The sequence below is a fragment of the Streptomyces sp. ActVer genome (assembly GCF_027270795.1).
Lineage (GTDB): Bacteria > Actinomycetota > Actinomycetes > Streptomycetales > Streptomycetaceae > Streptomyces > Streptomyces umbrinus_A.
The window spans coordinates 1-1,546 of record NZ_JAPWHT010000870.1 but is presented as its reverse complement, the minus strand read 5'-3'; the positions used below and the strand labels follow the sequence as shown (position 1 = coordinate 1,546).

The following is a 1,546-nucleotide window of genomic DNA, read 5'->3' as shown; positions in this document are numbered from 1 at the left end:
GGACGCCGAGGCCGGGCTCAACGCGTTCAACGCGGCGGTGAAGAGGACCCCGGGCGCGAAGTCGGTGACGTTGAAGACGTTGTCGAGGGGCGCCGAGGAGATCCTCGAAAGCTTCGGCCTGAAGGTGAAGCGGCTGCCGGACGGCACGGTGAAGATCACCACGCAGAACGGGCAGGCACTGAAGGGCGTCAGGGACGTACAGGGCGCGCTCGGCAGGCTGCCGAGGTCGAAGACCATCAACGTGACGATCAAGCACTTCACGCAGAAAACGACGCGGGTCATCACCGAGTACCAGACGAAGTACCTGTCCGGCCGCTCCCAGCGCGACATCACCGGCAGGGCAGCGGGAGGGCTTGCCCCTCGGTACGCGGATGGCGGCAGCGTGCAGTTCGCCCCGAACGGGCTGATCCGCGGGCCGGGGACGGGCACGTCGGACAGCATCCTCGCCTTGTTCGCATCGGGCGCGCGGGGTGCGGTGTCGGACACCGAGTTCGTCGTGAATGCGATGTCCACGAAGAAGTACCTGCCGCTGCTTGAGGCGATCAACAAGAACCAACTGCCGGGCTTTGCGCGCGGCGGCAAGGTCACGAAGTCGGAGAAGGAGGCACGCAAGGAACTGGGCGGGTTCACGTCCCTGTCCTACTTCGGCCGGAACGCGGGCTTCAAGAACAACGAGTTCATCAAGGGCGCAACCCAGGCGGACAGCGTCAGCGCCCTGGTCGGCACCATGAACCAGATGGCGAGCCTGATCAAGAGGTCCAGCCACGGGAGCGCGGAGACGAAGGCGCTGCGCGCGATCGGCGCGGACGGCTCGGGTAACCCGCTGTGGAAGTACCAGCGGAACCTGGAGTCGGTCAACAAGAGCTTGGAGAAAGCGAAGGACAAGCTCGACAAGCTGAAGGACTCGGCGGCGTCACTGTCGAGTTCCGTGAAGTCGGGGATCCTCTCCGGCGCCAACATCACCAAGGCGGCCGGCGCGGAGGATTCGCAGGTCACGATCAACACGCTGCTCTCCCAGATGACGGGCTCCGCGGCGAACTCGAAGCAGTTCTCCGGGATGCTCGCCAGCCTCAAGAAGAAGGGCTTGTCCGGCAGCCTCATCTCGCAGATCGGCGAGGCCGGAATTGAGGGCGGCGGCATGGAGACCGCAGCCGCAATCCTCGGCGGCGGCAAGAACGAGATCAAAAAGCTCAACGCGCTGCAGAAGCAGATCACCGCATCCGCGACCTCGGCAGGAAAGATCACCGCCGACGCCATGTACGGCGCCGGGATCAAGGCCGCCGAGGGCCTGGTGAAGGGCTTGCAGAAGAAGCAGGACTCCATCGAGAAGCAAATGATGAAGATCGCCAAGTCGATGGAGAAGGCGATCAAGAAGGCGCTCGGCATCAAGAGCCCGAGCAAGGTGATGGAGGAAGTCGGCTCCTTCACCGCTGAAGGATTCGCGGTCGGCATGCGGAAGAACCGCAGTGTGACGCCGGCGTGGGAGTCGATGCTGAACGTTCCGCGCGGCGGGTCGATGGCGGCCAAGCGGGCCGACGCCGCTGCG

At 64.8% G+C, this 1,546-nt stretch carries 1 pseudogene; it reads left to right on the top strand.

Annotated elements, in window-relative coordinates:
- A pseudogene (locus O3Q52_RS52955) lies at positions 1–1,546 on the top strand (phage tail protein); the annotation flags it as partial.